We start from the raw sequence: 24,597 nt of genomic DNA, 5'->3' as shown, positions 1-24,597 counted from the left end.
CGCCTTGTATCAGTACACTATGTACTTAAGTTATTAGCCCCTGTTATCGATCCATTCACTCATGACCACATGGGTTTTTATGCTGATGATATCGGTCTGGGCATCGATATACTCTCGGATCTCATGGAGACGTTTCATCGAGGAAGCCTGAACATAGACCAAGAGATCCATATCTCCTACGTAAACAACCGCTGCAAGTTTGAAAATGGAGGTGGGAGGACTACAGGATAAGCTTCTTTTGAGCCTAACTGTCCATCGCTAAATTGCGCATCTTTATGAGTTCACTGTGTTTAAGGTAGAGCAGGTCAGCGGTCCTACGAATTATCTGATCTTCATATTGGCACAGTTGACCATCGGCATAGGCTAATTTCCACATGGCCAATATCAACTTCTGTTTTTGCTCGATGTCGCACTGCTCATTTATCTCCTTGGTAAACTCATAGAGGGAGATCGAGTCGCCTTGTATCTTCTTGGCTTCATCGATCAGCTCTTCAGTTTCTGCCTGTGTGAGAGATAGGGCCTTAGTCATGAGTTGTGGCAACAGTTGTGCCTCCTCTTCACTCAAGGTTTCATCGGCAAAGATGACTTCGAGCAGTAAGCTCACCGCGGCTAAATTTAATTGACGGGCTTTCTCTTCCGGTGTGACGGCTTGTGAGTGCGACGTCAGAAACTGTTTTAATTTGGCTAACATGAAAGACCCTGTCGATTTGAAGTAAGTTCAGCATAAAGGGTTAGAGTAGAAGATGAAATAAGAGTTCACTTGTAAAGCAGATACAATAATGAATCTTACTTCATCTATTTTTCCCTAAGCAGCAGGCTTAAAGAATGGCACCTAGGCCTTTCATTAGCATATCTGTCGTACCCTGTCCGGCATTGCTATCTAGGTAGCCTTTAACGATTTCGAGCATAGGGACTGCGAGTTCTTTTGAAATCCCAAGCTTTTCGAAGGCGTCAAAAACTTGAGCGCCGCCTCGAAGCGAGCTGCCCAGATCACCAGCTTTGCTAGTAAACCTGACATACCTGATCCGTTATCTAGGGCTGGAGCCGCAGATAATAGGCTGTCTATTCCAGGAATGGCATTGGCAATAGAGCCAAAATCATCACCACCGAGTGTGGATTTTGCCAAGGAAAGTAGGCTGCCTAAGCCGCCTTCTGCTGCAAAGAGGTTATCGAACCAACCTGCTGTCGCTGGTGTGCTTAGAGTCGTGCTAGCGAGTAGTAGGCCGGTCATGGCTGATAGTTTTATTTTTCTTCCAATGGCTAATTAATTCGATTGTTGGACCATTCTATATTTTTTAACAATTTTATTGCATCTATTTTACGCTTTCAGCTCTGTATTGTGATATTTCATCGGTGCAATAACTATCAAATTTCGGTATCCTAGCTGCCTTATTTTGCTTTTTTAATTATCTATTGGAAACACCCATGTCATTGTCTGCGATATTAACAGAAGCCTTTAACTTCTTTCGTAATAATATGAAACAGTTATTTTTATTGATTTTCCCTATTAGCATATTGATGTCAGGTATAAAGTTCTGGTTAATCAGTGTGTTATCGGTAATTAGTGATTCAGTTGTTGCTGGGGAAATGGACACCGTACAGATAGACACGTCTTTGGTTATTGCTGCATTGGTATATGTGGTGTTATTAACGATTCTTTATGCGTCTTTAACTTTATTTTTAGAAGTTCGCTCTAATGGCTATGAACCTAAAACTAGTCAAGTATTGCTTACTAGTTTGAATTTTGTACCTGGTTTGCTTTTAGCGGGAGTTTTATCTAGTTTAGCTATTTTTGGTCCATATATTATTTTATTGACCATCTCTCCACTTTTAGCCATTTTAGGTATTTTTACCGGTATATTTTTATACATACGATTGCTCTTTGTGAATTTTATGATAGTAGTCGAGCGTTTGACTCCTTTAGAAGCTATAAAAAGGAGCTTCTATTTTAGCTCCCCCATTATGCTAAAAACTGTTGCTATAGTCCTTTTAAATATTCCGATCATTCTTGTTTACAGTCTAGCTGCAAAAGTTATTCCTGATGGGATACTTATAATCGATATTGTTACAGCGTCTTTGTTTACATTTTTTGGTTTGATTATCGATGTGGCACTTTTCCGTTTGTACATGGTTTCACGCCCTAACAAGGTAGATGAAGAAGCTTAAGCCATAGGAATAGGGCTTAGGCTTAGCACTTAGCTATTAGTACTTAGGAATGGGAAATGCGGAGTATCTGTTGTGCTTACTGATGTGGATTTAGTTACTCAATTTTCTGCCGAATTAGGTCATGATTATGGCATCGCTAAGAGCTATGTTAAAGATGTGCCTACCCAGGCATTGCTGCTGCTTCGTAGCCTTACCCATAAATTAACGGATCTGCTCGCCGAGTCTAAAGGGGTCACGTTCACTGGGCCAAATCTATACGACAGAATAGAAACCCTTAACAATAAGCGTGTCATCGATGTACGTATTACCAGAGCCCTGCATCGTTTACGGGGGGACGGTAATCGTGGAGCCCACCCGGAAAAATATCACCTGACTGCCGAGCAATTGCAGCAGCTCAGTGAAAAATCGATAGAGAAACTATTAAAACTCATCGAGTCTTTGTTTAAGCAAGTCACGGGTGAGTCACTGCCTCAGTATAAATTTGAGCCATTCGATTTACTGGTGGGGCGGGATCTCTGTTATAGAGCCGTGATGCAAGGAGAAGCCGAAGCCCAATATCTTGTGGGGATGTCACTCAAGACTCGCGCTCTTATGCAGCAAGAACAAGAGCTGGCATTAGAGGCGAGCAATGATGAAGAGTCTACTCAATTAAACCTTTCCAGCGATACGTTAGCCAAGGCCCAATATTGGTTTTCTTTGGCTGCCGCTCGGAACATGAATGCTATGCATGAGCATGGCGTCGCCTTAATTCACGGTTATAACGGTGAGGCCGACGTCGTTGCTGGGGAGAGAGCTATTGCTTTGTCTGCCCAGGCTGGTGTTGCCAATGCCATGGCCTTGTTAGGTTACTTCTATCTGGTAGGCAGTGAAACCGTCACTATCGATCTCGATAAAGCCCAAGAGCATCTGCAAGGTGCAGCCGAGCTGGAGCAATCGGAGGCGATGGCGAATTTAGGTGTGTTGTTTTATCAGCAAGGTGATCTTCTCCAGGCAAATGATTTTATTTCACAAGCCGCTAAGGCGGGTTTCCCCCACGCTCAATATCATCTCGCCTTGATGTTGGCAAAAGGGGAAGGCACTGAAATCGATCTGTTGGCCAGTGAGCATTGGATGAAAGAGGCGGCAGAGCAAGGGCAGCTCGATGCCATGTTCTCTCGTGCCCAAGCCATACTCAATGATGATGACTCTACCAGTGCTGAGCTGGCGTTGGCCGAGTCTTATCTCAGAGAAGTGATTAAGTACGGTCATAGCGTACCCGCCATGATTGAACTCAGCATAGCCTTAGCCGATGGCATGCTCAATAAAATTGATGTAGTAGGCTCTGCAGCTCTGCTCAAGTTAGCCAAAGAACGGGCAAATAGCGAGGAGCTTGCGGTCATAGAGCCATTATGGAATTCTCTGCTGCAACAGGTTGAGAATGTACTTTTTGTTGCAACTAAGAATGAAGAGTTAGCCGCCCTAGAGAGAGCGAAAGAACTACTCTCTGATTAATGTTTATCTATACCGATAGGTATTAACCCCCTCTTGTTCTACGATCTCGAAAGGTGAAATGGAAATTCTATCCACTCCATGGTTGCATACAAAATGCAATGTGTTGCATTTATGTTATTCAGACTGAGAGGATACTTAATTGCTCACACGTGCAGATGAAAGATAAGACGGGGAAGATAAGCTGTTACCGGGTGAAGAGAGTTAGCCGAATGATTCGAGCAGTTTAGAGTAGAATTTATAGTGCCTCAGAGTAAGATCCCCGCGGTATTCGAGGCTGCAGTAGATAAAGCTAGGGCGCTCACCGGGGCGCATATTGAACTGCCCCATGATGAACATTTCAGTATCGAGTTTATCCTCTCTACAGCCCTATCTCTTTCCTTGCTGAAGGCAGTGCTAATTATGGCTTGAGCCTCATCATGTCTAAGCAAGAGGTAATCGATTTCGAATGAGATATCTTGATGCCACTGGCGGGTATCGAGGGGGATATTGAGAAATACCACAAAGTTTTGGCGTGTTATAAGAAACTCACCTATTTGGATAATTTGGTCTGTGAGCAGTTGACCGATGGTCATATTTTGGAAGCGTTTCGAGGCGCTGTTAAAGCGGCCTCTGACAGCTTCACAATTTAAAGTCTAGGACGCTGATTTTTCTGAAAATCACATGCCTGCTAGCTTGGATCGTGCTCGTAGGTGCGTCCTTGGTGCGGCTTAGCTTGATGACATTTATCCACAAAGGCGTTGTCGGTAAATATTTGCTGGCTTTGCTGTTCGCTAGCGGCAGAGAAATTGCCTTGTTGCTGGCTACTACTTGCATAGGCTCCCTGGGGCTGCTGCTGTTTAAACTTAGCGAACTGTTTATTAAGAAATAGACGACCAAACAGGCTCAGCAAGATAAAGCTGATAGCACCGAACAATAGCAGGAATGGCAGAGCTATAAGGGCTAGGGTGATGACTGCAATACCGATAGAAAATGCCATCCAGCCTTTGGCTCCGGAGAATCTTGCCTGGAAAGGTGATTGCTGAAATTGACTATAGATCATAAAAACTCCAAAAATTAACTGTGTCTAGTCTGCATATTTAATAAGCTAAGATCACGTTAAATTCAGTTAATCTGGCTGTGAATATGTAACAGATTGTCTGTAAAGGCGATAACACCTCAAGAATCACCATGATAAACCAGCTTTGATTAATCTAAGCTGAATAGCGGACCGATTATCACAAGTTTCGTTATTTCATCTTGGTATTATCTCAAGTCTCATTATTAGAAGTGTCGTTATCGAACGCCTCGGCGACACTCTTACATATGGTTTCTCTGATCCATTTATGGCCCGGCTCCTCATTATTACGAGAATGCCAAAGCAGTACATAGGCCAATGGAATAAATTCGAATGGCAGTGGCAGCTCGACCAATGGATACAGTTTTCTGGCGTGGCGGGCAAAGCTAGATGGCAAGGTGAATATCAGATCGCTATGAGCGCACACACTTGCCGCGCCATAAAAGTCCGGTACCGTAGTGCTAAGTTTGCCAGATGATAGTCCAGGGCCCACCAGTCATTGCGCTTCACAGCGCACCTGTACCTGTGACATTTCCAGATAGATTTATAGATCCCATTGGCCTGTTTTTACCGCAGAAATGATTGGATGATTCTCTCTAACCAAACAGATCTGCTTGTCGGTAAACAGGGTCTTGTGAGAGATTCCGTCGGGAAGTTTGTCGATAAAGAAATCTGACTGTGAATGTAGGCCTCTGCCACAAATTCCGAAATCGATCTGTCCCTTCTGTAGGGCCTGCATGGATTGCTCCATCCATACATAGGTATCGAGTTTCAGGTTTGGTGCATTATTGAGTCGTGGGCCGATGAAACAGGGGATCTCCCAGAGTATCGCGTAGGCGATTAAGACTCTTACTGAGCGCAGATTGACTCAAGTGCAGACGACTGGCTGCGCGGGTGACACTTCGTTCTTCCAGCAGTACCTGCAATATGACCAGCAGGTTGAGATCGATTCGCGCCAGGTTATCCAGATGCATTAGTTATTCCTTAAAGGAAATTCAGTTCTGAAATTATACCATTTCTGTTCATAACATCGCTGAGCTAAAATTTAGCCATAGAATAATGCTACATCTTGAGAAAAATCATGCGTCGAAATCTGTTACCCATACTCATGTCTATGGTGGTACTAAGTCCCTTAGCCATAGATATTTATCTGCCCTCTATGCCGACGATGGCTGTCGAGTTTTCTGTTTCATCGAGTGAAATTCAATCGACCTTAGTGTTGTTTCTATTCGCTATGGGTATGGGGCAAATTCTCATTGGCCCATTAGCCGATCGTTATGGACGTCGCCCAATTGCCATCTTCGGTATTTTACTCTACATAGCCAGCAGTTTATTTGCGGCCATGGCCATGGAATTTCATTGGTTGCAGTTGGCCAGAGTGCTACAGGGGCTAGCGGCCTGTTCAACATCGATCGTGGTCTTCAGTGCGGTGCGAGATTGCTTCACTCCTAAAGAAGGTGCGCGATATTATAGTTATCTCAATGGCGTTATTTGCGTGATCCCTGCATTGGCTCCGACTCTGGGTGGTTTGCTGGCGTTGCAGTTTGGCTGGCGATCGACCTTCATCTTCATGACGCTCTACGCCATAGTGATGATGTTCGTCGTAGGATACCGTCTACCGGAAACACGACCAGCCAATACTGTTACCACAGGCCCTCTTTACCGTTGGTCACGTTACAAGCCCGTACTCAGTGAGCCCCACTTTATGTTTTATGCATTATGTTGTATGGCTGGAATGGCGGCGATTTTGAGCTATGTTTCCTATGCTCCAGTTTGGTTAATCGAGCACTTAGGCATGTCAGAGCTGACCTTCAGCGGTCTGTTTGGTCTCAATGCCGCGGTCAATATAGTCGCCTGCTTCCTGGCACCTATGCTGATTAATAAGTTAGGCAATCGTCCCACCGTCATCCTGGCACTGAGCATCATGTTGCTCTCGGCTGTGTCTCAGGTGCTGGTTCAGACCTGGGGGCCACAAGCGGGCCTGGCAGCGGCATTTAGCTTTATGCTGCCTATGATGCTGCTCTGTATCGGTTTTGCCTTACTGCTTGGTCCTGCAACTAGCATGGCTCTGTCGGCATTCGGCGAGCGAGCCGGAACAGCAACGGCCATGCTCGGATTCATTCAGATGAGTGGCGCTTCTCTATTGGCTGGACTCGTACAACAAACGGATCTGACGGCGCCCTATGCAGTTGCGCTGGTGATGGGGGCCTTGGCTATTATGTTATTAGTGATGCTGGCCATGCCACGCTTAGATCATTGGCATCAAGAGCAATATGCGCATTAAGAGAGGTGCCTAGGCATTAGAATCTAGGACCTAGCTTATATCAAGCAACACCCTTTGCTCGCCAACTGCTAACCACAGAGCGGGCTTTTTTGTACTCGGATCGCTAATTAATTAGTGTTAAAAGCGGCCATTGATAGTGGCACCGACTAAGAAACCATCTGGGGTATTGTCTCCGTCTAAGCCAAATTGTTTAGTGGTGCTGAATTTGATTTGTGGGTGTAATCTAACCAAGTAAAAGAGTTCTCACCCAGCATAGAACTTGCCTGGTAGGTGAATGAAACCTCGGAGGATTCATTGAAATAGTAGCCTAAGCTTAACCATCAAGAGATGACACCATAGCTCCGCTATCGTCGATGTCTATTTTGCTATATTTTTCTTTGAGTGTGACTGTATATTACGTGATACAGTTTGTATCCGGAGTAGGCTAGACTATGGGTCAAATTTTTGATTACGATTAAGAGAGCCTAGTGGCCCGCCCTATCTGCCTTAAATGTCATTACCCCTTGAAGGCTTGCCTCTGCGAGAGTATCGAGTCTATGCATGTCTCGACTGAGTTGATTGTGTTGCAAGATCCAAGAGAAGTGGGTCATGCCAAGAATAGCGTGCGCTTGTTATCCCTGGTTATCCCAGAGACGCAAGTCTTAGTGGGTGAGGTGCCAGATGATTTTTCGCAACTGCGCCAATATCTCGATGCCAGTACTAAGCCTGTCTATCTCGTTTACCCTTCCGATAAGAGTAACAATGCCGAGGAGGAGAGATTTGATGATGAGGTTATCATGCTGCTGCTCGATGGCACTTGGAGGAAGGTGTATAAGTTATTGCAGCTTAATCCCTGGTTGCTCCAATATCCTTGCTTGCATCTGGATCTGCAGTCAGGATCCAATTATACCATTCGTAAGGCGAGCCGTAGCGATAGCCTCTCGACGTTGGAGGCTGCGGCCATGGTGCTCCAAGCCATAGAGCCAACACTGAGTGTGACTCCTTTAACTCGTGCATTAAGTGCCATGGTGAATCAACGTCTTAACTCTATGCCTGCGAGTGTACGAAAGCGCTACGAGTAATTTTTGTTTGATGTCTATCTCATCGCCTCGAACTCGCTTCTATCTAGGGTTGAATTTATTGCGTTTTGGCATGAAAGCCACCAAGCTTATATTCAGCAATTTGATGATACCGATATGCCTGATTTATATGCTCTCAAGGAGGAGTGAATGATATTTAATAATAGTGGTTGTTTTAGACCGAAAGCCTGTGTGTTTGCAGCGGCTTGTTTATTTTCCTCAACTTTATCCATTGCATCAGACACTCACAGTTTGTCTCAAAAAGCCGATGCGGCGCGTGAACAATCCCGAGAACTGGAGCTCGAACAGTTACAAAAAGCCAGGGATGCGGCGGGTGAAACACAAGCGCGAGAGAAAAAAATATACAAAAAAATGCAGCCCAATGACTGGGAAGCCGAGCAGAGAGTTAAGGCGGAAAAGCAATTTATTGAGCGCGAGTCTCGCGAGGCAAAATACCTTAGAGAGGCGAGGAAAGCTGCGTCAAAAGAGCGTAAAATACCTAAGCCTATTTAAGGAATAACATATAATTTCAAGTTGAATTTGAACATTATATGTTCGACGTGGCGTGTGTTTCCTATCGAGTCTGGATAAATAACTGGCTTTATGGGATACATCAGAGAGTCGAACTGTTCGATTAAACATAAAAAAGGGAGCGAAAAATGATTCGCAAAATTTTAGAGGTGGTACTGATGTTAGGGACCTTGGTCTCAACAACAGTGTAAGCGACCCAAGCCGAAGATATCCAGAGTTTTACTCTAGATAACGGCATGAAAATTATGGTGTTGGAAGATTCATCGATTCCAAATGCCAACATGTATCTATTTTGGAGAGTCGGGTCCCGTAATGAAGTGCCAGGTATCACAGGCATCTCTCATTTCTTCGAGCATATGATGTTTAATGGCGCTAAGAAGTATGGCCCTAAGATGTTTGACCGTACTATGGAAGCTGCCGGTGGCGCTAACAATGCTTACACCACAGAAAACCTGACTGTCTACACCGATTGGTTTCCTGCCAATGCATTAGAGACCATCTTCGATCTGGAAGCCGATCGCATCGGCCATCTGGATATCGATGCCAAAATGGTGGAGAGCGAGCGTGGTGTTGTAGCCTCTGAACGTACCACAGGTTTGGAAAATTCAAACTGGCGTACTCTGCAAGAAGAGCTAAAAGGCATTGCATTTAGGGCCCATCCATACAGCTGGTCTGTGATTGGCCATGAGTCAGACATTAGCGCTTGGACCTTGGACGACTTGGTGCAGTACCACAAGACTTATTATGCGCCGAACAATGCCGTGGTCGTCATTGCTGGAGATGTGAAGTTTAGCCAAGTAAAAGCGTTAGCCAATAAATATTTCGCTCCTATCCCGGCGCAGGCGTCTCCAAGAGAGGTGAAAACCGTTGAGCCACTGCAAAAAGGTGAGCGTCGAACTTATATTCAGAAAGCCTCGGTAAGCACACCTAATGTCATGCTTGCCTACCATGTGCCTTCGACGTCACATGCAGACTACTATGCGTTGGATCTACTCTCCTCGGTGCTCAGCGAGGGTAATAGCTCTCGCTTGTATCAATCCTTGGTGGAGAAGCAAGTTGCCATCGAAGTTGAAACTTACCTACCGATGACAATCGATCCAAACCTCTTCTATGTGATGGGGGTTGCTAACCCAGGGAGCACTGCCGTCGAACTTGAGAAAGGCATGATTAGCGAGATAAATCGCATTGCCCGTGAAGGTGTGACCGAGAAGGAGTTGGAGAAGGTCAAAAATATCAAGTTGATGGGTTTCTATCGCTCCATGGAGACTATCAATGGTAAGGCCAATACGCTTGGTACCTACGAGCTATATTTTGGTAGTTTCGAGAAACTGTTTAACGCTCCTGAAGCTTACAACAAGGTTACACCTGCAGATCTTCAGCGTGTGGCACAAACTTATTTAGGTCGTGCAAACCGTAGTGTCGCCGTGCTGGCTGCAACAGAGGAGACAGATGAATGAATACATTAACTCATCTCACTAAGCGTTCAAATAAGCTGATGGCAGCGATCACTCTGGGTAGCGTGTTAGCACTTTCGGCTTGTACTGCAATTCAGAGCAGTTCCAGTGTCGATACTGGCAGTTTCAGCATGCCAGCCTATGAACACCTGGTACTAGATAATGGCCTGACTATATATCTGATGCCTCAGAGAGAAGTGCCTTTGGTGACTGTCAGTGCTGTGGTGCGGGCAGGTTCGGTAAATGATACCATTTCTGGTGTGGCTGCAATGACGGCTCAAAGTCTATTACTGGGCGCCGCCGGAAAATCTAAGGCCGAGATAGAGCAGATGGTAGATTTCCTTGGTGCCTCTATCTATGCCGATGCGGGCAAAGAGGCTAGCTATATCGGTGCCGACTTTATGGCTAAAGATAGCGATACTATGTTGCCTCTCATCAAGAGTCTGCTTTTATCACCAAACTTTGATGCCGATGAGTTCGATAAATTGCGTCAACGTGAGATTGCCGGATTGTCTCAGGCTAAAGAGAGCCCCCGCTCTGTGATCAGCCGCTATTTCGATAAATTCGTCTTCGGTGCACACCCATACGGTAATGCTACCTCTGGCACCAGCGAGTCTTTAGCCGAGCTCAATATTTCACAGCTTAGAGCATTTCATAAGAGCTATTACCAGCCGAGGAACACGGCCATCAGTGTGGTTGGTGACTTCGATACTGAGCAGATGAAAGCCGAACTTAGTCAGCTGTTCGGTCAGTGGCAGAATGGCGAGAAAGTCGTGGCACTTAAGCTGCAGGCACAGCAGCCTGAGCTTTCGTCTGCGAACGTGTTATTAGTCGATAAGAGTGATGCCATAGAAACCACCTTTCTGATTGGCGGTAAGGGTATCTCACGGGATAACCCCGACTATGTGGGCTTGAAAGTGGTCAATACTATCTTAGGTGGTCGTTTTACCTCTTGGCTCAACGATGAGTTAAGGGTTAACGCAGGACTGACTTATGGTGCTCGTTCTGGATTTATTGCTTACTCTCAGGGCGGTGTATTTAGAATTAGTAGCTTTACCAAGACTTCTACCACCAAAGAGACTATCGATCTGGCATTGAAAACTTATGCGAGGCTGTGGGAAACGGGCATAGATCAACTGACACTGGATTCTGCCAAGGCCTATGTCAAAGGCCAATTTCCACCTAAGTTTGAAACCAGTGGCCAGCTTGCAGGTTTGCTATCCGATATGTACCTCTATGGTTTCGATGACGGCTTCATCAATGACTTTCAAACTAAAGTGGACGGTTTAACTTTGGCCGAGACTCAGAGATTGGTCAGCAGCTACTTCACGCAGCAGAATCTGCAGTTTGTCATCATAGGTAATGCCGATAAAATAGCGCCTATTGCGGCGGAGTATGGCGAAGTTACCCGCTTAGACATCAAAGCAGTAGGTTTCGGAGGATAGCAAGTTAGTCTAATAAGCTTTATAAGGATCAGCATCAAGTTACCCCTAAAGATGATATCGAGTTGTTTTAGAAAGAGTGTCGTCTCATGTACGATAGCCTTGTGCGTATTTATGCCTATTTCATCTTGGGCTGAGAAGGCCGACTTCGGTGATTTTTGCACGGCGCTTGCGGGTCATTGGCAGGGCAGTGCAGCGAAACTAAAGCAAGAGCCTATGCAGACCTCAGTCCAGGCTATCTGTTCTACGGACAAGCAACAGTTATTGGTCTCTGTGAGTCGTAATGCAAATCATAACTTCAGTGAAACCTGGTGGTTCAGGCGCAGAGGTGAGGCTACTTTTCTCATCTACTTCGATGGGGTCAATGAAGATAAGTCTCAAAGCTTTAGCCTATACCGCCAATATGGCAGCTATACCTTGTTGGGTGAGGGGGAGTTGAATAAACGCCCCGCATTGATCCAACTCAGGTTTGAGCCTAAAGATAATGGCTGGCTCTGGCTGCAGAATGTCCAATATCTGGATGACGATACCGAGCGTTATCTCTTCTATCGTGGCATAGAGATGATGCCTGTTCCCCTGCATAAAGCTCCTAGGATCTAGGAGCTAAGATCTGCTTATAAGGCCCCTTCGAAGCCAATCTGACGCCAGGCTTCATAGCTGATGATGGCGACGGCATTGGAGAGATTCAGGCTTCTGCTCGTTCCCGCCATGGGGATCTTGAGTCTCTGGCTCGTTGGCAGAGATTCGATGATCTCCATTGGCAGTCCGCGTGTTTCCGGCCCAAACAAGAGTACATCCCCTTTCTCGAAACTGAGTTCGCTATGAGGGCGGCTCCCTTTAGTCGTGCAGGCCATGATGCGCCTTCCTGCCATTGCCACGAGGAAGCTTGCATAGTCTTTATAGCGGGTGACGCAGGTGAGATCGGCATAATCTAATCCCGCACGGCGTAGTTTCTTATCTTCGAGATCGAACCCTAATGGCTCAATTAAATGCAACTGGCAACCATTGTTGGCGCACAGACGTATGATGTTACCTGTATTGGGAGCGATTTCGGGCTCATAGAGTGCGATATGAAACATGCTGATCTGCCTAAATAATAATGAAGTGCGATTATGACATAAAACCGGCCAGAAAAAATACCCGCAGTGGGTGAGCCCTGTCTTGTTTCTCTGTCGCTAGAGTATACGCCGGGCCTGATTTCTGTTTATATTCTGGGGTGATAAATCACAATTAAAGCAATGCATCATGGGCGTGAGGAAGTGTATGGATCTGGTCAAATTATCCCGTATCAGCATGAAACATCTGATCACCTTACATGTGATGTTAGATACATTAAGTGTCACAGCTGCCGCGGAGCGACTCTGCCTAAGCCCCTCATCAGTCAGTAAAACCTTAAGCCAGCTGCGCAGTAATTTGGGGGACGATCTTTTCTATCGCCATGGTAACAAGCTGGTGGCGACACCTCTGGCGCGGAGGTTGGGACCGAGTGTGCAGCAGATGATCTATGATATGGAGCAGCTGTTGAGCCCAGACCAATTCGATCCTTCCAGCTGTGAGACGCGCTTTTCACTGGCCATGCGTGAGAGTACCTTCGAACTGCTGGCGGCTAAATTGAGTGCCAATGTGCTCGCCTTGGCACCCAATATCAGACTGGATATCAGTACCAAGGACAGTGTCGGCTTCGATGGTCTTATCGCAGGCTCACTGGATTTTATCATCTTGCCCCACGATCTCAGTCAGCCGCCGGCCCCAAGGAATGAGCTAGTGTGGAAAACCTTGTTTCAGGATGAGATGGTATGTCTGATGAATCCAGATCATTCCTTAGCAGAGAGTGGGCGAGGGGAGTTGAGTCTGGATGACTATCTCAGTTACGGCCATATCGGCATCACCGACGGTGATCTGAATATTCCCTTCTTCGAGATGCAGCTGGCACAGCTGCAATGCCGCAGAAAAATCAGTATCTCACTGCCAGATTTTGGTAGCGCAGCCTTGATGTGTCACCATTCAGCACTGCTCTTCACCTGTTCCCGTCGCTGGGCCGAGATGGCGCTACAGGCCAAAGGGCTGGTTAACCGAGCCCTGCCCTTCGATTATGGCGAGGTGGCCTATAGCCTGGTGTGGCATAGTGCGGCCATGAAAGATCCCGCCCAACGTTGGCTCTATGAGCAGATATTGGCGTGCAGCGAGACGGCATAACAAATTTAGGCTGAGGAATGGCTAGGGTTAGTTAAAGAAAAAACTCATAGATAGGCAGAAGGTAACACTAAAGTTATTCCGAGTTTAGTGAGTCCCTCGGCCAACACCGTCATATCCGTTTCACTGCAGGTTTGCCATTCAAGTGCCTCCCCCTTTACACCATGATGCCTAAAAGCATTGAGTCTGATCTTAGTCGAACTTGGCAGCCGCTGCAGATACCCAGCCAGAGCCGTTATTTCTGAGTCGAAGTCAGATTTCCCCGGAATGTGTAGTAGCCTGACTTCATATAACTTACCCCGGCTGGCTAGTAGCTCAATAGAGCGAAATACCCTGTGGTTATCCCGGCCCGTCAGCCATTTATGGGTTTCTGTCTGCCAGGCTTTAAGATCGACCATGGCGCCATCCAAATAAGGTAATAGCTTGTGCCAGCCCGACTCACTCAGACTGCCGTTGGTGTCCAACATACAGCTAAGGTGCTGCAGTTCTGGGCTGGATTTTAAGGCGGAGAACAGGCCTACAATGAACATGAGTTGCAGACTGGCTTCGCCGCCGGAGACTGTGACTCCTGTGATAAAGGGGCTATTTTTTCGAATAACAGCCAAGAGCTGAGTCACTGTGTATTGGCGGGTCTTAGGGCTTGCCTGTTTCGGACATGCCTGCAGACATGCATCGCATTCGATGCACAGGTCTTTGTCCCAATGAATGAGGCCAGATCCATCGGTCTCATGCAATGACAGGGCCTGAGCCGGACAGGAGGGGATGCATAGGCCACAACTATCACACTGACCTATGGTGTGAGGGTTGTGGCAGGACTTGCAGTCAAAATTACACCCCTGGAGGAAGATGACCAGTCTATTGCCGGGGCCGTCGACGCAGGAGAAGTTCAATATCTTAGTGACGGTTGCGCTTCTCTCATTTTTCATCTGCTGGACAGGATCCCCTGAGGCTTGCTCTAAGACTCGTAGCAAGGTGCTTGCTCATGACTGGTGACTCTGGGCTTACGATCTAAGATGCCGGTATTGGCCACTGCTTCTGCACCTAGGCCCGTGGTATTGGTACGCGAACCTCCTTGCTTGAAGGCGGCGATATCAGACAGTTTGATCATGTAGCCTGTTACCCTGACCAAATCATTAGAGGCCACATTAGCGGTGAACTCACGCAGTCCTAGACTCAAGGCACCCTTGCATAGCTGGTACATAGCTTGTGGATTCGATTTCACCGTCTCATCGATAGTCAGTATCTCGCTGATCCCAGATGAGTAATACTGGTGATGTTCGGCCAAGGCCTGAATATGGGTCACAGGGTCCGGCTCGGTGCCATAGGGAATGCGCACCCCTGGGGTGACGTCCTTATCCAGGCTGATACCGCCCTGGGCGTGCAGCAGTGCTCGGTCACGGTATCCGTAGGTGACAGGTGTCGATTTTACTATTTTGTCCAGTGCCGCAGAGATGCGATAGCCAAGTTCATTGGCAGTCTCACAGTGACCGTATGATTTAGATGATGCCTTGGTCTCACCCAGCAGGCAGTTCACCGCCTCTGCCATGCCATAGATACCGAACATGGGGGCAAATCTGGTCTCCTGGATCAGGCCCTCTTCGATCAGGAAGCTGGTGAAGAAGTGTGACTCTTCATGGAGGTAGCGACTTCTGGCCTCGATCAACTCATACATGAGTTGGCAATAATAGGGCAAGGTATTGGTGAAGAAATCCTGAGTGTCTATGGCGAGCAGTGCCACTTGCTTGAGGTTGAGACGAACCAGAGTGTTGGCTCCACCTGCCAGCGGCAGTGAGTTGTAGCAGCTGACTATGCCGAAACCTGAGTCGTCAAAAGTCTGGGCATGTATCGGGTAATTGGCGATATGGGGCTTGCTGCACTCGCAGATGTTGTCGGTTGCCTGTTGCAGCAGCTTATCGGGTGTGGTGTCTGGATCGTACATAAAGGTGAGGTTGGGAGCGACCTGCTTCAGTTCGGCGTCAACACGTAAGATAGTGCGGCAGATGATGTTATCTGACGGACCTATGTTCACATGGATAAAGGCATCGGGCAAGGTGCGATCCAGCATGATCCAGAATAGCCTCAACTTGTTATAGATAGTCTCATCATCCAGCTTGGCCACATAGGGCATCAGTAACTCATCCAATCGACCCAAGTAGACTGGGATATTGGTCACCGAAGGCACATGATGATAGATGATGGTTAAGGCATTGATGGCCTCATCTAGATTACGTGCCGGCTCCAGCTCCAGGTATTTTGAGCCTTGAGTCAGATACTTGGCATAGTCGGGCAGTACATAGCGAGGCTTAAAGGGGGCATGGCCCTCGAACATGTCGCAGATGATTCCCGAGTCCATCGCCTGGCTGACGGCGCTCGAGACGTTAGGATATGGCAGGCTGGCCTCTGCCTCCAGGGCCAGATAATTCGATTTCTGTTTTGGTGTTAGGCTGGCGTCGGTCACTATGCGACTGAATGTGTCTTGGCAAGTCATCTGCATTATCTATATATATGAATGATGCAGACTAAATTACTCCCTAAGCCCATTGGCCAACAGTGAAAAACCCTGCAGCGTCTGTTTCCAAAATGGAAAATAGATGGCTGAAGTCACAGTTTGGCCCCTGAGACAGTCTGCCTCAGGGGAGTCGACTCCCCTTAGAAGAATCCTAGTGGCTTGATGTCGTAGCTGATAAGTAAGTTTTTGGTATTCTGATAGTGAGACAACATCATCTTATGGGTCTCACGTCCGATCCCAGAGCGCTTATAACCACCAAATGCGGCATGTGCAGGATAGGCGTGATAGCAGTTAATCCACACGCGTCCCGCCTGAATTCCACGCCCCACGCCCCATGCGCTGTGCCTTGTTCATATCACGAGTCCATACTCCGGCGCCTAAGCCGTACTCGGTATCGTTGGCGATGGCCAGTGCCTCGGCTTCATCCTTAAAGGTGGTTACTGAGATCACCGGGCCGAAGATCTCCTCCTGGAAGATGCGCATATCGTTGGTACCCTTGAGGATCGTCGGCTTGATGTAAAAACCGCCACTCTGGTCGCCTTCGAGTCTGCAGATGTCACCACCGAGTAACAGCTCGGCCCCTTCCTCTTTACCTATGGCTAAGTAACTTAAGATCTTATCGAACTGTTCCTGAGATACTTGTGCGCCGACTTGCGTCTCGGTATCCAGAGGATCGCCTTGCTTGATGGTCTTAGCGCGTTCGATAACCTTGGCCATAAACTTGTGGTAGATAGACTCATCTATGAGTACCCTGGATGGACAGGTACAGACTTCGCCTTGATTGAAGAAGGCCAGTAACATGCCTTCGATTGCCTTATCGAGGTATTCATCTTCGTGATCCATCACATCGGCGAAGAAGACATTGGGTGACTTACCGCCCAGCTCCACCGTCGAGGGGATCAGTGAGTCGGCGGCACACTTGAGAATATGTTGACCGATATTTGTTGAACCTGTGAAGGCCAGCTTGGCAATACGCTTGCTGGTGGCCAATGCCTGTCCAGCCTCGGTGCCGAAACCATTGACGATATTGAGTATGCCAGCAGGTAGCAGATCTTCGATAAGCTCGACCAGTACCAGGATAGATACCGGAGTCTGTTCCGCAGGCTTAAGAACGACACAGTTACCCGCTGCTAGTGCCGGGGCAACTTTCCAGGCCGCCATCAACATGGGGAAGTTCCAGGGGATGATCTGACCGACGACCCCTAATGGCTCTGGGAAGTGATAGCTGACCGTATTGGCATCGATATCGGCAGCACTACCCTCTTGGGCGCGGATGCAGCCGGCGAAATAACGAAAGTGATCGACAACTAAGGGAAGATCTGCGGCGAGAGTCTCACGCACCGTCTTACCATTTTCCCAGGTTTCGGCGATAGCCAGGTATTCGATGTTCTGCTCGATACGGTCGGCTATTTTTAGCAGCAGATTGGATCTGTCTGTGACTGAGGTCTTTCCCCAGGATTCTCTGGCTTGGTGTGCAGCGTCCAGTGCCAGTTCGATATCTCTCTCGTCCGAGCGACCTGACAGAACACCTTGCCATTGACGGGTGAGCTGTTCTGGAAGTATTCGCCGCCGACCGGGGCTACCCATTTGCCGCCGATATAGTTGTCATACTTGTCTTTGAAATTGATCTTGGCGCCGTCGCTTCCTGGTTGTGCGTATTTCATTGTTATTTGTCCTTTAATTTGTCTTGTTAGTTAACTCTTACCGAGTCATTTGTCGATACATCTGCTGTATCTTATTGTTTTTAAGTGCAAAGGATTTTCTCTACCTAAGTGCTCTTTTCCTGAGGGATATCGCAATCATTGGGCCAAGCTGGCCGGAGTTGTGATATCTGTGAGGTAACAGTATGATGAAAAGCTAATTTCTGATGTCTTAATGTGCGAAAACCAGCAAGATGTTGCACTGGTATAGCGGCCGCACTGTGGCATAAGTGCACACCATGGTGTGCCAAAATGGAACACTGCTATGACACTAAAACTCGGCGCTCAGCAAGAGAATATGCAAGATTGGCTAGCAGATCCCTGGTTACGCAGCCAAGGTGCAGGGCTTACGGAAGCCTGTCTTCCTGAAGAGATGAGGCTAGATAGAGGCGCACTGGAACAGCGGAATTTTCATCATAAACAGCTTATCGAGCTGGTAGAAAACCATGCGCTGCCGTTGTTTAGTCAACTCATGTCACACACTTCGAGTCGGTTAATTTTGTCAGATTGCGAGGGCTATGTACTGTGTCATTGGTGAGCAGCACTTTATTAAGCAGCATAGATTTATGAGTTGCACCGCCAGTCCGATATTTTCTCCTGCCGGTGAGATGATAGCGGCTATAGATATCACCACGGAGCAGCAGCAACATACTCAGCAAACCCTACTATTAGTGTCCAGCATGGCTCAACAAGTTGAAACGGCTTTACTCTGTCATCTGCCACATAGTCACTATCGAATCGACTTGGCCGAGCAAGCAACGCTGCTCGACTCGGGCTGGCAAGGTATCGTCATCGCCGATAGCGAAGGTAAGATCTTAGGCACTAATGCCATGGCTAAGAAATTGTTGAATGCGCCCGGTTTAGGTGAGGACATCAAGCGCTATATGGGTAGCCAGTGGCCCCAAAGTGAAACCATATCTCAACATGGAGAGCTGCATCTTAAAATTCAGGCTATAAAACCCAATAAGACTCAGGTACTAGGTCATAAAGTCGCGGTGCGATTTAAAGATCCTAAATTAGAGCGTGCCTGGCAGCAAGCCAATAAGGTCGTAGGCAAGTGCATTCCCCTGCTGGTATTAGGTGAAACTGGTGTGGGGAAAGAGCAGTTCGTGACTAAGTTGCATAGCCAAAGTAAACGTTGTGGCCATGCATTCGTTGCGGTCAATTGCGCCTCCTTACCCGCCGATTTAGTCGAGTCAGAGCTATTCGGTTATTAAGCCGGGGCTTTTACCTGTGCCAGTAGGGCCGGATACTTAGGCAAAATCCGTCAAGCCGATGGTGGCTTCCTATTTTTGGATGAGATAGGTGAGATGCCATTGGCGACCCAAAGTCGATTATTGCGAGTATTACAGGAGAGGGAGGTCACCCCAGTCGGCAGCAACCGCAGCTACAAGGTGGATATTCAAGTCGTGGCGGCTACCCACACAGATCTCGAACAGTTGGTGAAAGATGGTCGCTTCAGGCAAGACTCTTCTACAGGCTCAATGGCTTGCAGGTGACCTTGCCATCACTGCGGGAGCGCAGTGATATCGAGCGCATCATTGATAAACTCCACAGAAAATATCGTGTGTCAACGCAGCTTATGGAGGCATCTCTATTGGCAAAACTGCTGGACTATCACTGGCCGGGAAACTTGCGTGAGCTGGATAACTTGATGCAGGTCGTGTGTCTGATGTCAGAGGGCGAGCAGGAGCTTAATTTGGGGCACCTGCCGGATAACCTGCAGCGAACTCTAGCTCAGGATCAAGCAAGTACCGGGCTGGTCACAGAGCCCTTAAATAATGAATTACAAACTCTGGTTAATGCCAATATTATTGCCAGCTATGCTAAGTTTCAGGGCAATGTCAGTCAATGTGCCAAGCATCTTGGCATCAGTCGCAATACCCTTTACCGCAAGCTAAAACTGCTTGGGCTAAAGAAGTGATTACCAAAGCATTCGTTATTTCGGCTGTTCATGATTGTGATGCATGTCTAACATGCAAAATATGCATTTCAAGCATGATGTGTTTTGCATTATGCTGGCAGGACTATTTTAGAGGAGTTCATCATGTTCAAAGCTCTGGTTTTAACTCAGGAAGGCGAAAATACTCTAGCAAATATCACTCAGATCCAAGAGTCAGATCTGCCTGAAGGTGAAGTGCTAGTCGATGTCGCGTATTCATCGCTGAACTATAAAGATGGTCTTGCTATAACGGGGATTGGCCGTATTATTCGACATTTCCCCATGGTGCCTGGCATCGATTTTTCTGGTGTCGTCAATGAATCTGCAGACCCACGTTATAAAAAGGGTGATGAAGTTATCTTGACTGGCTGGGGCGTGGGTGAGAATCACTGGGGTGGCATGGCTGAAAAGGCTCGTGTTAAAGCCGACTGGTTAGTCCCTATGCCACTAACTTGTAATGCCCAAAAAGCCATGATGATAGGCACAGCAGGCTTAACCGCCATGTTATGTGTGCAGGCGCTACAAGATGCCAAGATCACACCCGAATCTGGTGATATTTTAGTGACTGGCGCTAGTGGTGGCGTGGGCTCAGTTGCCGTATCTCTACTTGCGAGACTGGGCTATAAAGTGGTGGCAAGTTCTGGCCGTGTCGAGCAAAACAGTGAGCTGTTGCTTTCACTCGGAGCCAGCGAAGTCATAGAGCGCAGTGAACTAGAGCAAGATTCTAGACCATTAGAGAAGCAGCGCTGGGCGGGTATCGTCGATACCGTAGGCAATAAAGTGCTGGCGACTGCGCTGGCCCAGATGAACTACGGCGGCGCCGCGGCTATTTGTGGCTTGGCGGGTGGTTTTGCGCTGCCGACGACTGTGATGCCGTTTATTTTACGTGGTGTAAGCTTACTCGGTATCGATTCGGTTTCATGTCCCTTGGATAAACGGCAAGCAGCTTGGGAGCGAGTCATAGAGCTATTACCGGAAAGTTACTATCAGCAAGCGGCTCAGACGATTGAACTCGATGAGGTTGCTGCCTATGCCGATAAGATAGTTAACGGGCAAGTCACCGGTCGAATACTGGTTAAAGTTTAACTTTATTGCTCCGTCGCTTTGCTATCTAAGCCCAGCTTTTGCTGGGTTTTTTATTGTCTGGTTATTGCTTAAGCAACTGACGAATTGAAGCCGTTATCTCTCCCCTTAACCACATATGGGCTTTATCCCGCTCAGATTTTGAGTGCCAAAATAGGTTGTAGTCTAAGGCGGGATCTCAAAAGGAAGTGGTTTAAGCCTGAGTCTATGCTTCGATGCCGCAAGCTCAGCCATACCCTCAGGTAAGGTGATGACCAAAGGATGAAACTTTAGTAAGGCGAGTGCGCTGTCCAGATGAGAGGTTCTCAAGAGTTCATTACGATCGGGATGCGCCACAATAGCCGAATCAACCAGGGCCTTCACACCATCGCTGACTTAATTGTGATTGTAATTCCCTATGCTGAACCGGTATGACCTCAAGTTTGATATGGGGAGCTTGACTGTAGATTTCCGGTAATATGAAAGGCACTAGGGCCTGCATTGCATAGTCTGTGGCGGCGATGGTAAATTTTTGCTGACATTCACTTGGGTTAAATTCTTTGGGAGTCAGTAGCTCAATCAATTGCCCTGTAGGTTGTTGTAACTGTTTCCACCTTTATGATCATCTTGTCGATAAAAAACTAAAAAGGGTGATGACAGATGAGCAATGGAATAAAGCCCTGATTAGCCAAGTTGGTGATGTTGCTGGTTTCGATAGGGCTGAGCTCGTGGTCAACTATTTACGCGGCGCCATGATAAATAGCGACGATGCCAACAAACATAGTGGTGATGTGCAGATGTATTATCAATTCAGTTATGCACTCACTCACCTGATGGGGCATTCAGAGAAACGCATCCCCACTAAACTCGAATTTTCAGCCTGGCTGTCAGCCAATAACCGAGTGCATTATCAACAAAAAATGTATAAGACGGTAGCTTAATGCTGACTTTGAGGCCGTTGGGAAGAATGTTCTCAGCGATGATTTTTCCCTGATGAGTATCCATTATGGTCCTTAGTCTCACTATTTATGTACTCAATATGACTCATAAATGGCTAGCTCGGTAGTTTGATAGTGACTCTGAGACCATGGGGAGTAAGGTTGTCTGCAACTATTTCCCCCTGGTGAGTATCAATGGCCGCTTTAGTTATTGCCAGCCCTAGCCCCCAGCCGCCGGACTCTCTCTCTCGAGCCGTTTGAGGTCGATAGAATGGGTCGAAGATAGCGTGTAGATCTTGTTCATTCTCGATACCTGGTCCGTCGTCGCAGATAATAATTGTGATTTCGGTGTCGGATGCTTGAGCCGTGATATCGATCTGCTGCTCGGCATAACGGATCGCATTTCTGAGCACGTTTTCAATGGCCCGAGCCAGAAGTCTGGGATTGGTAGGTAGTGAGATTGCATCATCAATATCGATCACTAGCGCTTTTCCCTGCTGAGAAGCTTCAAAGTCCGCATCGTCGAGCACCTGGCTCAAGGTTTCATTGAGAGACAGTTGATGCTTAGTATCGTGAATGTTGAGCTTAACTCGAGAAAGCTCAAGCAACTCAGCGATCATCTGTTCTAGCTGTTCTGCTTCATAGCCGATACGTTCCGTTTCGGCTGATTTCTGTCCCTTCTTCCGGGCTAGGGCTAAGGCTAATTGTAACCGAGTCAGTGGCGTTCTTAGTTCATGAGAGATATCACTAATGAGTCTCTGTTGGCTTTTAACCATATTCTCAACTGAATTTGCCATACCGTTAAATGCCAGAGCTAGCTGACCAATCTCATCTTTACGATTAGTGGTTGCCTTATCGACACGGCTGGTTAAGTCTCCGGCCGCAAGTGCATCGGCGCTTAATCTCAATGTTCGCAGCGGTTTTCCCAGATGCCAGGCGAGCAGACCACATAAGAGGCCGGAGAGCATGATGGCTAGGCTTAATGTCAGTAGTTTATTCTCGGCGAAGAGAAAAAACCAAGGGCGTGGATGATGATTGGCTAGTCTGCCATAAATTGAGTACTGCTCTCCTGCCACATTAAATTTATAGGGGCCAAAAATCAATTCTCTCTTAAATTGGTGTGTCATAGGCCGTTCGGCCTCATCTGTCATCAGCATGAAGCGACGTAAACCTCGAGACACCTTGTGTGAGTTAATGACTCTGCCCTGATGATCGACAATATAAAAACGCACAGGCTTGTCGTTTCTATCTCTGATGTGAGTAAGCCGTTTGAATCGACTGCTGTTAATCGCTTGGGGATCGTCTTCCAAACGTATACTGACCCGTTCGGAAATTCTGACTAGCATCTTTGCCAGATGAGGGGGAAGCGGTGCTCTGTCATGGTTTTTCTGCAATAGAGGTAGCAGACCTACAATAGCTATGATCAATGAGCTACAGAGCCAGAAGCCGAGTAACAATTTAATAAATATGCGGTTTGGGAGTTTACTCACTGCCATTAGGGTAGCCAAATGTAGCCTTTGCCGCGAATCGTCTTGACTCTGGGTCTACCATCCATACGTTCCGGTAGCTTCTTGCGTAGATTAGATAGATGCATATCTAAGCTTCGGTCAAATGGCATAAGCTTCTTATTGAGCACTTTTTCACTCAGGCTCTCTTTGCTTATCAAGTCACCTGCATTTTGTATCATCTCAAATAACAAACCAAACTCAGTGCCGGTAAGTATCAGTAGCTGTTCCTGGCAATAGACCTCCTGACGACTCGGGTCTAGTGTGATATCGCCATATTCATAAACACTGGGTTGTTTATCGTTGGGTAAAATATGACTACGACGAATAATTGCCTTAATACGTGCAACTAGCTCTCGATCGTTGAAAGGTTTAGGTAAATAGTCGTCGGCTCCGATCTCGAGTCCGACAACTCTATCTATTTCGTCACCGCGAGCGGTGAGCATTAGCACAGGTGTCTGTTTGTTAGCTCGGAGAGATTTCAACACCTCGAAACCATTTAGTTTTGGCAGCATGACATCGAGAAGAATCAGGTCGTAATCTTTATCCAGAGCCAGCTCTAAGCCTGATTGTCCATCATGGGCGAGTGTTAGCTCGAAGCCTTCCAATTCCAGAAGTTGTGCTAATAACTCCGACAAGCCCAAGTCATCGTCGATTAGTAATAGATGGTTCATGTGTATCTTTACCTTAAATCAATATGCTAACAAGACGAGTATACCTTTTTAGATGTCAATTGCAGTTTATCAATGTAAGTCTAAGTAAAGATTGCTGTAGAGGCCGATTGAGTCGGGATTGAAATATAACAACTCAGCAAATTTACAGTGATTTACCTTGGACAAACCCTGACTTACATTTAACTCGTTAAACTGGATTGTGTTGAATGACATGAGATAACTCACCCACAGATAGAGGTCAGTGAAATGAAAGCAAATACATTTAAAGCAGGTTTACTCGCTATTGTCGCAAGCACGGCTCTTATGACGTCGGCTGTATACGCGAAAGATGGACAACATGACTGTCAGCATCATATGAAGAGCGAGCGCATGGCTCACCATGGTGGTATGCATCAAATGTTCAAAGGTTTAGGTTTGACCGATGAGCAGAAGTCAGAAATTAAGTTGCTTATAAAAGAGCAAAAGACTGCAATGAAAGAGATCGTCCTACAAGGAAGAGCGTACAGCCAAGAACGCCGAGTTCTTAAGTTTGATCACAGCCGATAGCTTCGATGAGACAAGCACAGAGCTGATGCAGTGAGACAGATAGGTAAT

Annotated in this window: 19 protein-coding genes and 7 pseudogenes; 13 read left to right on the top strand and 13 right to left on the bottom strand. The window is 47.1% G+C overall.

The features are described 5' to 3' along the window. Nucleotides 1-33 precede the first annotated feature (33 nt). From KT99_RS01615 to KT99_RS01605, 3 genes and pseudogenes are all read right to left on the bottom strand, one after another. Nucleotides 34-177 (bottom strand): annotated as a pseudogene (locus tag KT99_RS01615) (Lrp/AsnC ligand binding domain-containing protein); the annotation flags it as partial. Nucleotides 178-244: 67 nt separating this feature from the next. Beyond that, nucleotides 245-691 carry a TerB family tellurite resistance protein gene (locus tag KT99_RS01610; protein WP_005496328.1) on the bottom strand — a complete coding sequence of 149 codons (447 nt, stop codon included), beginning with the start codon at nt 689-691 and terminating at the stop codon, nt 245-247. 127 nt (nt 692-818) lie between these two features. Next, a pseudogene (locus KT99_RS01605) lies at nt 819-1,246 on the bottom strand (DUF2780 domain-containing protein). A 179-nt stretch (nt 1,247-1,425) separates the two neighbouring features. On the opposite strand from KT99_RS01605, the gene KT99_RS01600 reads away from it, so the two are divergent. Then, entirely contained in the window at nt 1,426-2,166 is a 741-nt protein-coding gene (locus tag KT99_RS01600) for a hypothetical protein (RefSeq protein ID WP_040571474.1), read from the top strand. A gap of 72 nt (nt 2,167-2,238) precedes the next feature. After that, entirely contained in the window at nt 2,239-3,657 is a 1,419-nt protein-coding gene (locus KT99_RS01595; RefSeq protein ID WP_005496321.1) for a DUF4145 domain-containing protein, read from the top strand. A 245-nt stretch (nt 3,658-3,902) separates the two neighbouring features. Here the strand turns inward: KT99_RS01595 and KT99_RS21870 are convergent, their stop codons facing one another. The 3 genes and pseudogenes from KT99_RS21870 to KT99_RS01585 form a co-directional block, all read right to left on the bottom strand. Then, nucleotides 3,903-4,229 carry a hypothetical protein gene (locus tag KT99_RS21870; protein ID WP_157752170.1) on the bottom strand — a complete coding sequence of 109 codons (327 nt, stop codon included), beginning with the start codon at nt 4,227-4,229 and terminating at the stop codon, nt 3,903-3,905. A 95-nt stretch (nt 4,230-4,324) separates the two neighbouring features. Then, nucleotides 4,325-4,696, bottom strand: a complete 372-nt coding sequence (locus KT99_RS01590) for a hypothetical protein (protein ID WP_005496306.1) — start codon at nt 4,694-4,696, stop codon at nt 4,325-4,327. Nucleotides 4,697-4,904: 208 nt separating this feature from the next. Further along, nucleotides 4,905-5,685, bottom strand: a pseudogene (locus KT99_RS01585) (LysR family transcriptional regulator). A gap of 107 nt (nt 5,686-5,792) precedes the next feature. Here KT99_RS01585 and KT99_RS01580 point away from each other — a divergent pair. The 6 genes and pseudogenes from KT99_RS01580 (at nt 5,793) to KT99_RS01555 (ending at nt 12,080) form a co-directional block, all read left to right on the top strand. Next, nucleotides 5,793-6,995, top strand: a complete 1,203-nt coding sequence (locus tag KT99_RS01580) for a multidrug effflux MFS transporter (RefSeq protein WP_005496299.1) — start codon at nt 5,793-5,795, stop codon at nt 6,993-6,995. 467 nt (nt 6,996-7,462) lie between these two features. Continuing rightward, complete coding sequence (locus tag KT99_RS01575) at nt 7,463-8,056, top strand: tRNA-uridine aminocarboxypropyltransferase (protein WP_040571473.1); 594 nt, start codon at nt 7,463-7,465, stop codon at nt 8,054-8,056. A gap of 147 nt (nt 8,057-8,203) precedes the next feature. Next, nucleotides 8,204-8,566, top strand: a complete 363-nt coding sequence (locus KT99_RS01570) for a hypothetical protein (RefSeq protein WP_005496287.1) — start codon at nt 8,204-8,206, stop codon at nt 8,564-8,566. Nucleotides 8,567-8,742: 176 nt separating this feature from the next. Next, nucleotides 8,743-10,041 (top strand): annotated as a pseudogene (locus tag KT99_RS01565) (M16 family metallopeptidase). Further along, a complete protein-coding gene (locus KT99_RS01560; protein ID WP_005496284.1) occupies nt 10,038-11,483 on the top strand; it encodes a M16 family metallopeptidase in 1,446 nt (481 codons plus the stop codon). Before KT99_RS01565 ends, KT99_RS01560 begins: the two are co-directional and overlap by 4 nt. 111 nt (nt 11,484-11,594) lie before the next feature. Continuing rightward, nucleotides 11,595-12,080, top strand: a complete 486-nt coding sequence (locus KT99_RS01555; RefSeq protein WP_005496282.1) for a hypothetical protein — start codon at nt 11,595-11,597, stop codon at nt 12,078-12,080. Nucleotides 12,081-12,094: 14 nt separating this feature from the next. On the opposite strand, the gene KT99_RS01550 is transcribed toward KT99_RS01555, so the two are convergent. Then, the gene (locus tag KT99_RS01550) at nt 12,095-12,559 is read right to left on the bottom strand and encodes a tRNA (cytidine(34)-2'-O)-methyltransferase (RefSeq protein WP_005496280.1); all 465 of its coding nucleotides are present in this window, start codon (nt 12,557-12,559) and stop codon (nt 12,095-12,097) included. Between the two features lie 184 nt (nt 12,560-12,743). Here KT99_RS01550 and KT99_RS01545 point away from each other — a divergent pair, with 184 nt between their 5' ends. Next, nucleotides 12,744-13,676: a LysR family transcriptional regulator gene (locus KT99_RS01545; protein ID WP_005496278.1), complete on the top strand. Its 933-nt coding sequence runs from the start codon at nt 12,744-12,746 to the stop codon at nt 13,674-13,676. 44 nt (nt 13,677-13,720) lie between these two features. On the opposite strand, the gene KT99_RS01540 is transcribed toward KT99_RS01545, so the two are convergent. The 3 genes and pseudogenes from KT99_RS01540 to exaC all read right to left on the bottom strand — a co-directional run bounded on the left by KT99_RS01540 (nt 13,721) and on the right by exaC (nt 17,846). Continuing rightward, the gene (locus KT99_RS01540; RefSeq protein WP_040571487.1) at nt 13,721-14,599 is read right to left on the bottom strand and encodes a YjjW family glycine radical enzyme activase; all 879 of its coding nucleotides are present in this window, start codon (nt 14,597-14,599) and stop codon (nt 13,721-13,723) included. Nucleotides 14,600-14,628: 29 nt separating this feature from the next. Further along, a complete protein-coding gene (locus tag KT99_RS01535) occupies nt 14,629-16,161 on the bottom strand; it encodes a YjjI family glycine radical enzyme (protein WP_040571471.1) in 1,533 nt (510 codons plus the stop codon). Nucleotides 16,162-16,322: 161 nt separating this feature from the next. Beyond that, nucleotides 16,323-17,846: pseudogene (gene exaC, locus KT99_RS01530) on the bottom strand (acetaldehyde dehydrogenase ExaC). A 301-nt stretch (nt 17,847-18,147) separates the two neighbouring features. Here exaC and KT99_RS01525 point away from each other — a divergent pair. Both KT99_RS01525 and acuI read left to right on the top strand, forming a co-directional pair. Beyond that, a pseudogene (locus KT99_RS01525) lies at nt 18,148-19,806 on the top strand (sigma-54-dependent Fis family transcriptional regulator). 123 nt (nt 19,807-19,929) lie between these two features. Further along, nucleotides 19,930-20,910: an acrylyl-CoA reductase (NADPH) gene (acuI, locus tag KT99_RS01520; RefSeq protein WP_005496267.1), complete on the top strand. Its 981-nt coding sequence runs from the start codon at nt 19,930-19,932 to the stop codon at nt 20,908-20,910. A gap of 162 nt (nt 20,911-21,072) precedes the next feature. On the opposite strand, the gene KT99_RS22485 is transcribed toward acuI, so the two are convergent. Next, nucleotides 21,073-21,270: a hypothetical protein gene (locus KT99_RS22485; protein WP_005496266.1), complete on the bottom strand. Its 198-nt coding sequence runs from the start codon at nt 21,268-21,270 to the stop codon at nt 21,073-21,075. 281 nt (nt 21,271-21,551) lie between these two features. Here KT99_RS22485 and KT99_RS01510 point away from each other — a divergent pair. Next, nucleotides 21,552-21,827 (top strand): annotated as a pseudogene (locus KT99_RS01510) (TetR/AcrR family transcriptional regulator); the annotation flags it as partial. A gap of 113 nt (nt 21,828-21,940) precedes the next feature. On the opposite strand, the gene KT99_RS01505 reads toward KT99_RS01510, so the two are convergent. Then, nucleotides 21,941-23,320, bottom strand: a complete 1,380-nt coding sequence (locus tag KT99_RS01505; RefSeq protein WP_005496263.1) for an ATP-binding protein — start codon at nt 23,318-23,320, stop codon at nt 21,941-21,943. Further along, nucleotides 23,320-24,003, bottom strand: a complete 684-nt coding sequence (locus KT99_RS01500) for a response regulator (RefSeq protein ID WP_005496262.1) — start codon at nt 24,001-24,003, stop codon at nt 23,320-23,322. The genes KT99_RS01505 and KT99_RS01500 overlap by 1 nt, the downstream gene beginning before the upstream one ends. A 246-nt stretch (nt 24,004-24,249) precedes the next feature. Between KT99_RS01500 and KT99_RS01495 the strand changes: the two genes are divergently transcribed. Continuing rightward, entirely contained in the window at nt 24,250-24,549 is a 300-nt protein-coding gene (locus KT99_RS01495; protein WP_005496260.1) for a hypothetical protein, read from the top strand. The last annotated feature ends 48 nt before the right edge of the window (nt 24,550-24,597 follow it).

This window comes from Shewanella benthica KT99 (assembly GCF_000172075.1).
In the GTDB taxonomy this organism is placed as follows: domain Bacteria; phylum Pseudomonadota; class Gammaproteobacteria; order Enterobacterales; family Shewanellaceae; genus Shewanella; species Shewanella benthica_A.
Note: the sequence above shows the minus strand (reverse complement) of the source record. Positions and strands in the feature narration are given on the sequence as shown.

Coding starts and splice junctions, on each gene's coding strand:
- KT99_RS01610 (WP_005496328.1), bottom strand. CDS start 691: ATGTTAGCCAAATTAAAACAGTTTCTGACGTCGCACTCACAAGCCGTC.
- KT99_RS01600 (WP_040571474.1), top strand. CDS start 1,426: ATGTCATTGTCTGCGATATTAACAGAAGCCTTTAACTTCTTTCGTAAT.
- KT99_RS21870 (WP_157752170.1), bottom strand. CDS start 4,229: ATGACCATCGGTCAACTGCTCACAGACCAAATTATCCAAATAGGTGAG.
- KT99_RS01590 (WP_005496306.1), bottom strand. CDS start 4,696: ATGATCTATAGTCAATTTCAGCAATCACCTTTCCAGGCAAGATTCTCC.
- KT99_RS01580 (WP_005496299.1), top strand. CDS start 5,793: ATGCGTCGAAATCTGTTACCCATACTCATGTCTATGGTGGTACTAAGT.
- KT99_RS01570 (WP_005496287.1), top strand. CDS start 8,204: ATGATATTTAATAATAGTGGTTGTTTTAGACCGAAAGCCTGTGTGTTT.
- KT99_RS01560 (WP_005496284.1), top strand. CDS start 10,038: ATGAATACATTAACTCATCTCACTAAGCGTTCAAATAAGCTGATGGCA.
- KT99_RS01555 (WP_005496282.1), top strand. CDS start 11,595: ATGCCTATTTCATCTTGGGCTGAGAAGGCCGACTTCGGTGATTTTTGC.
- KT99_RS01550 (WP_005496280.1), bottom strand. CDS start 12,559: ATGTTTCATATCGCACTCTATGAGCCCGAAATCGCTCCCAATACAGGT.
- KT99_RS01545 (WP_005496278.1), top strand. CDS start 12,744: ATGGATCTGGTCAAATTATCCCGTATCAGCATGAAACATCTGATCACC.
- KT99_RS01540 (WP_040571487.1), bottom strand. CDS start 14,599: ATGAAAAATGAGAGAAGCGCAACCGTCACTAAGATATTGAACTTCTCC.
- KT99_RS01535 (WP_040571471.1), bottom strand. CDS start 16,161: ATGACTTGCCAAGACACATTCAGTCGCATAGTGACCGACGCCAGCCTA.
- acuI (WP_005496267.1), top strand. CDS start 19,930: ATGTTCAAAGCTCTGGTTTTAACTCAGGAAGGCGAAAATACTCTAGCA.
- KT99_RS01505 (WP_005496263.1), bottom strand. CDS start 23,320: ATGGCAGTGAGTAAACTCCCAAACCGCATATTTATTAAATTGTTACTC.
- KT99_RS01500 (WP_005496262.1), bottom strand. CDS start 24,003: ATGAACCATCTATTACTAATCGACGATGACTTGGGCTTGTCGGAGTTA.
- KT99_RS01495 (WP_005496260.1), top strand. CDS start 24,250: ATGAAAGCAAATACATTTAAAGCAGGTTTACTCGCTATTGTCGCAAGC.